Origin of the sequence: Trebonia sp. (assembly GCF_049794275.1) — a bacterium.
Taxonomy (GTDB): domain Bacteria; phylum Actinomycetota; class Actinomycetes; order Streptosporangiales; family Streptosporangiaceae; genus Trebonia.
In genome coordinates, this window is sequence record NZ_JBARCR010000207.1 from 1 (window position 1) to 8,058 (window position 8,058).

At 67.9% G+C, this 8,058-nt stretch carries 8 protein-coding genes; 2 read left to right on the forward strand and 6 right to left on the reverse strand.

Annotated elements, in window-relative coordinates:
- Nucleotides 1-799 (reverse strand): LysR family transcriptional regulator (locus tag WA805_RS05935; RefSeq protein WP_425241833.1); only part of this gene is annotated, 799 nt, incomplete at its 3' end.
- A gap of 95 nt (nucleotides 800-894) precedes the next feature.
- On the opposite strand from WA805_RS05935, the gene WA805_RS05940 reads away from it, so the two are divergent.
- Complete coding sequence (locus WA805_RS05940) at nucleotides 895-2,586, forward strand: FAD-dependent monooxygenase (RefSeq protein ID WP_425241834.1); 1,692 nt, start codon at nucleotides 895-897, stop codon at nucleotides 2,584-2,586.
- Nucleotides 2,587-2,602: 16 nt separating this feature from the next.
- Here the strand turns inward: WA805_RS05940 and WA805_RS05945 are convergent, their stop codons facing one another.
- The 3 genes from WA805_RS05945 to WA805_RS05955 all read right to left on the reverse strand — a co-directional run bounded on the left by WA805_RS05945 (nucleotide 2,603) and on the right by WA805_RS05955 (nucleotide 5,970).
- Nucleotides 2,603-3,631 carry an undecaprenyl-diphosphate phosphatase gene (locus tag WA805_RS05945; protein WP_425241835.1) on the reverse strand — a complete coding sequence of 343 codons (1,029 nt, stop codon included), beginning with the start codon at nucleotides 3,629-3,631 and terminating at the stop codon, nucleotides 2,603-2,605.
- Between the two features lie 202 nt (nucleotides 3,632-3,833).
- Nucleotides 3,834-5,162, reverse strand: coding sequence for an amidohydrolase (locus WA805_RS05950; protein WP_425241836.1), 1,329 nt, complete (start codon nucleotides 5,160-5,162; stop codon nucleotides 3,834-3,836).
- Nucleotides 5,163-5,442: 280 nt separating this feature from the next.
- Nucleotides 5,443-5,970 carry a hypothetical protein gene (locus WA805_RS05955; protein WP_422340846.1) on the reverse strand — a complete coding sequence of 176 codons (528 nt, stop codon included), beginning with the start codon at nucleotides 5,968-5,970 and terminating at the stop codon, nucleotides 5,443-5,445.
- 128 nt (nucleotides 5,971-6,098) lie between these two features.
- On the opposite strand from WA805_RS05955, the gene WA805_RS05960 reads away from it, so the two are divergent.
- Nucleotides 6,099-6,698: an alpha/beta hydrolase gene (locus WA805_RS05960; protein ID WP_425241837.1), complete on the forward strand. Its 600-nt coding sequence runs from the start codon at nucleotides 6,099-6,101 to the stop codon at nucleotides 6,696-6,698.
- 44 nt (nucleotides 6,699-6,742) lie between these two features.
- Here the strand turns inward: WA805_RS05960 and WA805_RS05965 are convergent, their stop codons facing one another.
- Nucleotides 6,743-7,381 carry a TMEM175 family protein gene (locus tag WA805_RS05965; RefSeq protein ID WP_422284939.1) on the reverse strand — a complete coding sequence of 213 codons (639 nt, stop codon included), beginning with the start codon at nucleotides 7,379-7,381 and terminating at the stop codon, nucleotides 6,743-6,745.
- A 329-nt stretch (nucleotides 7,382-7,710) separates the two neighbouring features.
- The coding region (locus WA805_RS05970; protein WP_425241838.1) for a PRC-barrel domain-containing protein at nucleotides 7,711-8,058 on the reverse strand (348 nt) is incomplete at its 5' end.

An 8,058-nucleotide genomic window follows, 5' to 3' on the forward strand; every position in this document is an offset into this window, starting at 1 on the left:
CGGGCGGATCAAGCACCCGGATGGCGGCGGTGCGCCGCAGGTGCGGTACGGCCCGTTCCGGCACGACGGTCACCAGGTCGGTGCCCTCCAGCAGGAACGGCGCCAGCAGGAAGCTCTCGACGGTGAACTCGATGCGGCGCGGCACCCGGGACCGCTCGAGGTGCTGGTCGACGATCGAGGCCGGCTGCACGCGGCCCACCGAGTAGACGAGGTGCCCGATCCGCAGGTAGTCGTCCATGGTCATCCGGTCGCCGACGGCCGAGTTGCCCGCCCAGACGCAGCACAGCCACCGGTCGGCGAACAGCCGCTGGCTGTCCAGCTGCGCGTCGGGCATGATCTCCTCGGGCTCGATGACAAGATCGGCCGCGCCCTCGCGCAGCAGCCCGACCGGATCGGGCGAGCGCGGCAGGACCCGGATGGTGACCCCGGGTGCCGCGGCGGCCAGCCGCCGCACCAGCGGGCCGATGAGCATGAGCAGGCTGTAGTCGGAGCAGCTCACAGTCCAGGTCGCCCGGTCCGTCGCGGGATCGAAGCCGGTTCGCTGATCGAGCGCTGCCCGGATGATGGCCAGCGCGTCGCGAACAGGCTGCCGGAGCGCATCGGCCCGCGGCGTGGGTACCAGCGTGAAGCCGTCGCGGACCAGCAGGGGATCGCCGAACAGCTTGCGCAGCCGGGCGAGCGTGTTGCTCATGCCCGGCTGGCTCAGGCTGAGCCGGGCCGCCGCCCGGGTCACGCTGCGCTCGTCCATCAGCGCGTCGAACGCCACCAAGAGGTTGAGGTCTACTCCAGCCAGATCCATGACGCCTTGCCTACCAATGATTATTCAGTTCAGCAATGTTCTGCATTCACAAGTTCCGTTGGCCGAATATCAAGTGGCAGTCCTACGATCAGGCCGTGACCGGACAAGACGAAGAAATCCAGGTCCCCGTACTGATCGTCGGCGGGAGCCTGGTGGGCCTGTCCACGGCCCTGTTCCTCGCGCGGCACGGAGTCGAGTCGCTCGTGGTGGAGCGCCACTCCGGTACCGCGATCCACCCCCGTGCCGGGCATTTCAACCTGCGCACCCTGGAGATCCTGCGGTCCGCGGGACTGGAGGACACCGTCCGGCGCAAGTCGCGTGAGCAGTACCCGCCGGACGGCGGGATCAGCAACGTCGAGTCCCTGGCTGGGCGGGAGATCGCCACCTACTTCACCGACCTCAACACCGGCGTCGCCGAGTTCAGCCCGACGATCCGGCTGTTCATCAACCAGGACGCGCTCGAGCCGATCCTGCGGGAACACGCCGAGTCGCTGGGCGCGCGGACGCGATACCGCACCGAATGCACCAGCCTGGAGCAGGACGGTGACGGCATAACCGCGGTGCTCACCGGCGCGGCGACAGGGACTCAGTCCCGGGTGCGGGCACGGTACGCGGTCGCCGCCGACGGCAACCGCAGCCCCGTCAGGAACCGGCTGGGCATCGGCATGCGCGGCCACGGCGTGCTGTCGAACAGCATCACCATTTACTTCCGCGCGGAGCGGGACCTAGCGCCGCTGCTGGCCGGCCGGAATCAGGGCGTCCACTACGTCACCAACCCGGTGCTGCGCGGGTTCTTCCGCCTAGACCGCAGCGGCAACGGCGGCTTCCTCGTGGTGAACCTCGTGGGAGACACGGCCCGCCCCGAGATCGTGGCGGCCTACCCGGAGGCGCCCTGGGCGAACGTCGCCGAGGGGATTACGAAGGACCGCGCGTTCGAACTGCTGCGCGCGGCGATCGGCGTTCCGGGGATGCCGCTGGTCATCGAGGACATCGCGACCTGGCAGGCCGTCGCCGATGTCGCCGACAAGTACTCCGACGGGCGGGTCTTCCTGGCCGGCGATGCCGTGCATGTGGTCCCGCCGAACGGGGGCTTCGGCGGCAACACCGGCGTCCAGGACGCGCACAACCTCGCCTGGAAACTCGCGCTCGTGCTGAACGGGACCGCGGGGCCGGGCCTGCTGGCGACGTACGACGCGGAACGGCGGCCGGTCGGCGAGTTCACCGTTGAGCAGTCCTACGCGCGGTACGTCACCCGGGTGGCGCCGTACCTCGGCACCGCGGACGCGCAGCCGGTCGTTGACGACCTCTACCTGGAACTCGGCTACCGTTACGACTCACCCGCCATCATCGCCGAACCGGGCGGCGACCGGCCGCAGCACCAGCACCCGCGCGACTGCACGGGTCAGCCAGGCTCGCGAGCGCCGCACGTCTTCTTGCGCCGCGGGGGCACGCGGCTGTCCACGCTCGACCTGTTCGGCGGGAACTTCGTCCTGCTGACGGGCGCCCGCGGCGCCGCATGGTGTGACCTGGCACGCGACGCAGCGCGCCCGCTGGGCGTCGGGCTCGACGCCTACCAGGTGGCCGACGGAGAGGCCGGGGAGCAGGCGGCCGGTGAACTCGCGGACGCGGACTCTGGCTTCTGTGCCGCCTACGGGATCTCCCCGGACGGCGCGGTCCTCGTCCGGCCAGACGGCTTCGTCGCCTGGCGCGCCGCGGACGCCACGAACGCCACGGCCGAGGGCATGACGGGCATCCTGTCCCGTGTGCTATGCCGGGCGAACGCCTAGCCGGCTTCCTGCGTGATCAGCGGATGGCGAACCAGGCGAGGCTGCCCAGGCCCGCGATAAGGCAGTAGATGGCGAAGGGGACCAGGGACCGAGCCTTGCTGAAGTAACGGACTAGGAACCGGACCGAAAAATAGGCAGCGAGGCCGGACAGCAGGCTGCCGGCCAGGACCTGGCCGTGGATGCCGGCGCCGAGCGGGCCGAACAGGTCCGGGATCTTCAGCACGCCGGCGGCGAGGATAACCGGGGTGGACAGCAGGAAGGAGTAGCGAACCGCGTCCTCCCGGGACAGGCCGCGGAACATGCCGGTGACGGTGACCATGCCGTCCCGGCTGATGCCCGGCAGCAGGGCGAAGACCTGGACGGCGCCGATCACGATGGCCTTGCCGAACCCCATCCCGGCCAGCCGCCCGTCCTCGGCCGTCTCGGGGCTGTCCGCTGACTGCTCGACGGGCTGTTGCCGCAGGCCGGACAGCGGTGAGGCCGGGTACCTCCCGGGCGACTGAGCCGGGTAGCCGGCCGCGGTTATCGCGCGTTGCGGGGTAGCTGGCGCGGCCATGGCAGGCTGTTGTGCCGCACCGTGCTCGCCGGAGCGGCGCCGCGCGCGTTCCCCGGCCAGCAGGATCACCCCGTTGACAGCCAGGAACAGCGCGGTCGGGACTGGCTTGCTGAACACGACCCGGAACGTGTGCTCGAGCGCGAGCCCGGCCAGGCCCACGGGGATGGTCGCCAGCACGATCATCCAGGCCAGCTTCTGCTCGGCCGTGGCGATCGTCCGGTCCCGCAGCGAGGAGACGAACCCGGTGACGATCCGCGCCCAGTCGTGCCGGAAGTAGATGATCAACGCTGCCGCGGTCGCCACGTGCAAGCCGACGATAAACGCCAGGTACGGCGACTCAGGCCTGGACACACTGAGGTCCTGTGCCCAGGAACCTCCCACCAGGGCGGGAATCAGCACGCTGTGGCCCAGGCTGGAGACCGGGAACAGCTCGGTGACTCCCTGGATCAGGCCAATGACCATGGCCTCGGCATACGTCAGGTGCGACATCCGGTTCCCGCTCGCTTTCTGTGCAGCCTGAAAATCTACATCGATGTAGAAATTCTACACACAGGTAGCTGACAGCGCGGCGAAAGGCGACGTGAACACCGGGACGGTGAGTGCGGTGGCCGCCGCGGCCGGGTCGGTAGTTTCCGGGGAACAACCTGGTCACGGCCGTGTCGAACACCTGCTGAGAACGAGCCCGGGTCGCTTACTCCTGCATCTCTTGCGTCCGCACGCCAGGAGCCTGGTGGCTTGCCGGGACCTGACTGGTCGCGGCGGAGTGCGCTGGCGGAGCCTGCAGCCAGGTGCGCGCGGCGACGGTCAGGGTCTCGATGCCGGTGCTGAGGGTCGGTTCGATGACGGGCGCGAAGTACGGCGAGTGGTTGCCGGGCAGCGAGTCGAGCCGTCCCTCGGCCATCGCGCTGAGCACTGTCTGGGTGTCAGGACCGCCCCAGAACCAGAAGACGGTGGGTATGCCCGCGGCTTCGCCGAAGATGCCAACGTCCTCGCTGGCGGTGACCAGCGGCATGGGCAGCAGGCGCTCCGGACCGAAGTGACCGGTGAAGGCGGCCATGGTGGCCTCAGTCGCGACAGGGTCGCTGACCAGCCTCGGCGTGCTGATATTCCAGGTGATCTGCGGCGGGCGCGGCGCGGTGCTGGCCGTGGCCTCAGCGGCGATGATGCGCTCGATCGAGGCGCGGACCAGATCGCGGATCTGCGGGGAGTAAGTGCGGATGTTAATGCCGAGTTCGGCGGTGTCCGGGATGATGTTGTCCTTGGTCCCCGCTTGCAGCCGTCCGACCGTGACGACGGCGGTTTCCGCGGGCGAGACTTGGCGGGCGACGATGCCCTGGAGCCGCGTCACGATGTGCGCGGCCATGAGTACCGGGTCGATGGCGGCCTCGGGGCGGGAGCCGTGACCACCCTGGCCGTACAAGACCACCTGCACGGAGTCGCTGGCGGCCATGACCGGCCCGCTGGCGTAACCGATCATCCCCGCCGGCAGCGGACCGACGTGCTGACCGAGCACGATGCCCGGCACCGGGAACCGCCGGAACAGGCCGTCATCCACCATGTCCTTGGCGCCGCGGCCCAGTTCCTCGGCCGGCTGGAACACTACGAGCAAAGTCCCGGACCAGGTGCCGGGGGTGCGGGCGAGCAGGGCCGCTGCACCCAGCAGGCAGGCGGCGTGCATGTCATGCCCACAGGCGTGCATGACAGGGACCTCTTCCCCGTCCTGGCCGCGGGCGCGGGCCGTGCTCGCGTAAGGCAGGCCGGTCTTTTCCTCAACGGGCAGGGCGTCGAAGTCAGCGCGCAGCATCACCACGGGGCCGTCGCCGTTGCGCAGCAGCCCGACCACCCCCGTGCCGCCGACCTGCTCGGTGACCTCGAAGCCCAGCGGCCACAGCGCGTCGGCGACTAGCCGGGCGGTGCGGTGCTCCTGCAGCGACAGCTCGGGATGCTGATGCAGGTCCCGGTAGAAGTCCGCGAGCTCGGCACTCAGTTCCGCTAGCCCGGCCCACATGGTGTCCGTCATGAGCTCTCCCCATCCGGCGCAGACGGCCGTCCCCCTGTTGTCGCTACTGTTCAGCCGGACCGGTGTCCAGCCCGCCGCCGGGACCGGTGTGCAATCCGCCGCCGGGACCGGTCTCCGATTACGTACACGCGTATGAAGATCAGCAGGATTATCGCAATGACGGCGACCACAAACACCCAGCCGTAGGGCAGGTAACGGGGCATCGCCGGCATAACCGCGACACCGGTCAGCATCACCTTGCTCCTGCCGAGTAGTTACAGGGCGGCCAGGCCCAACGGTGTCACGATACGTCTTGAATACCGGGCTGGTCTACCTTGCCGCATAGCGCGTCAAGCCGCTCCAGTGTCCTGGCCATGCTCTCGACCCAGATCTTGCCGTTGTCCATCCCGGCACGCTCTTTTTCCGGCGCTCGTGAGCAGTCGTAGATTTCGGTCACGATGGTCGCATCCGGGCCATCGGGGGTTAGCTGGTAGCTCCACCGATGCCCCCAGCGGGCCGGCTCCGGACTGGCCTGGGCGGCGTCGGGATGTCCGCGCCCGGCTTCGGGCTCCCAGCCGATCCGCCGGTCTCGCTCGTACTCGACCACGTGGTTGTTCATCTCGTAGTCGCCGAGATGAGAGAAGTACATCCTCATCACGAAGACGTCTCCCACCCCCGAGATCACCGCAGTGGAACCGGCTCCCCGCAAACTCTCCGAGCCGTCGAACTCCGGATGCCGCGCAGGATTGGCCAGGACCTGGAAGATTTCGTGCGCCGGGGCGCAGATCCGCCGTGATACGGCAACAGGCTGGTATTCATCGTCAGTCACGGCAGGTAAGACGCACCATCACTCAGCAACTCATCGCCTGGGGCCGGCCGTCAGCTTCGGAACTTACAAGGTCGTCCATCAGGGGAGAACTCGTCGCCGAGACGTTCAACTACGACGGCGGCCGGCTGGTGACGGTGTACGTCCCGCCAGTTCCGGCCGAGGCAGTCGTGTTCGCCGGTGACGGCCAGTTGATCTCGCGGTGGGGCAGCGTCCTTGAGGCCGCCGACGTACCGCCGACCATGATTGTCGGTACCCACGGGCTGGACGACGAGATGCTGCGGCTCCACGAGTACTCGCCGGCATTTGACGCGGAGCGGTTCGCGGCACACGAGAAGTTCTTCGTGGAAGACGTCCGCCAATGGGCGCAGTCACGTTTCGGAGTCGCGCTGCCCTCCGAGCGCACGGCGGTGTTTGGTGTCTCCGCGAGCGGAGAGCTCGCGCTCGCCGTGGGGCTTCGCCATCCCGACATCTACGGTACGGTCTTCTGTGCGTCGCCGGGCGCGGGCTATCGGCCGCCTGCCGTGATGCCGAAGTCGCTTCCGCGCGCGTACCTCGTCGCCGGCACGCTGGAGCCGTTCTTTCTCGAGAACGCGACCCGCTGGGACGTCGCGCTGCGCGGCGCGGGTGCGGACGTTGTCATGACCGAGCGGGCCGGGTCGCACGGCGGCGCGTTCTGGAGAGAAGAGTTCCCGCTAATGGTGGCGTGGGCGTTTGGACGAGACTGCTGAATGACCTGCGCCCCGACCGCGGCCGGACCGGCCTCCTGTGCCGTTCAAGCGGGTCGACGGGCAGACCAGCGATCGGCGACCTGGGGCGCGACGGCAAGCAGCAGCCAGCAATATTTGGCAGCACCGGTGTTCACCCAGGCAATGCCGATCGACAAAACGATGACGAATGCGCTTGCCGCCGCGCGCGCCTGTGCAACCTGCATTTCCCGCGGGGATTCGGCGGTAAGAAGATTCTTGCGGTGGCCGTAGGTAACTGTCAGGTGGGTCGCCAATATGGCCAGCAGCAGGTTAACCGCGAAGATGTCGACGGCGAGCGGATTGGCGGAGAACTTGCCCACGAGATTGCTGGTGAAAGGCATGATGGTAATGGTGAACAGGAACGCGAAGTTCCACCAGGCCAGGCCTTCTCGCTGTCCGGTGATCCGGCGGAAGACCCGGTGGTGAACGAGCCAGAACTGGGCGATGACGTAAAAGGAAATCACGTAGCTGATCAGCGAGTCAGCGCCCTTGCCAAGCTGGGTGGCGAGCTCGGAGGCTGAGGCGGGGTCGGTGAGCTTCGCCGGCTCTGGCACATTAAGTTGCAGGACAAGCAGGGTGATAGCGATGGCCACCACGCCATCGGACAAGGTGAGCAGGCGGTCCACGCCAGGGAGCTCGTCGCGGAAGCCAGTATCGGTAGACATGGATACCTACCTTCCCAACTCAACGGCAGCCGATCAACGCCCCTGCCAAGACCGCCAAGTCACACGACAGCGAGCGTGCCGCGCTGAAAGGTATCGGGCCATCGCGGGCCTCTTCGTGCCGAACCAGGGTTAACGGGCCGGGGACTTCCCGGGGCGCCGCCGCATCCGCAGAGCGCCCAACAGAAGGGCGCCGAGGAACACGACAATGCCGATGAACAGCAAGAACAGCAAGCCTTTAGCGACGACACCTACGAGGCCTAGTGCGACCGCCGCGATCACGAGGAGTAGGAAGAGGGCAATCATCTGGTTCTCCGCTCGGTGGTTGTGGGTCAGCGGCGGGCTAGCTGCCGTTCACCGCTGGCCCCTGCCTGGTACGGCAGGCCGTAGTGCTTGAAGATGGCCTCTTCGTCGGCCGCTGGCAGTTCGCCGTCGGTGGTGATCGAGGGGGAATCTTTTACTTGCTTCCTGTCGTAGGCGACTTTGAGGTATCCGGGGCCTACGACCGCCTGGGCCAGGGGAACGAACGCGAGCCGGTGCCGGGTGGGCATCCCGACTTTGACGGTGCCGAACGCTGCCAGGTCTGTGGTCGTGTCGACGTAGACGGCTTCCAGTTCCCCGATCTTGTGACCGTCGGGATCAACGACGTCGTGGCCGCGCCACTCGCGGATATCGGCCGC

Excerpts from the sequence above, each read along its gene's own strand:
- WA805_RS05945 (WP_425241835.1), bottom strand. The coding sequence starts at position 3,631 with ATGTCGCACCTGACGTATGCCGAGGCCATGGTCATTGGCCTGATCCAG.
- WA805_RS05950 (WP_425241836.1), bottom strand. The coding sequence starts at position 5,162 with ATGACGGACACCATGTGGGCCGGGCTAGCGGAACTGAGTGCCGAGCTC.
- WA805_RS05965 (WP_422284939.1), bottom strand. The coding sequence starts at position 7,381 with ATGTCTACCGATACTGGCTTCCGCGACGAGCTCCCTGGCGTGGACCGC.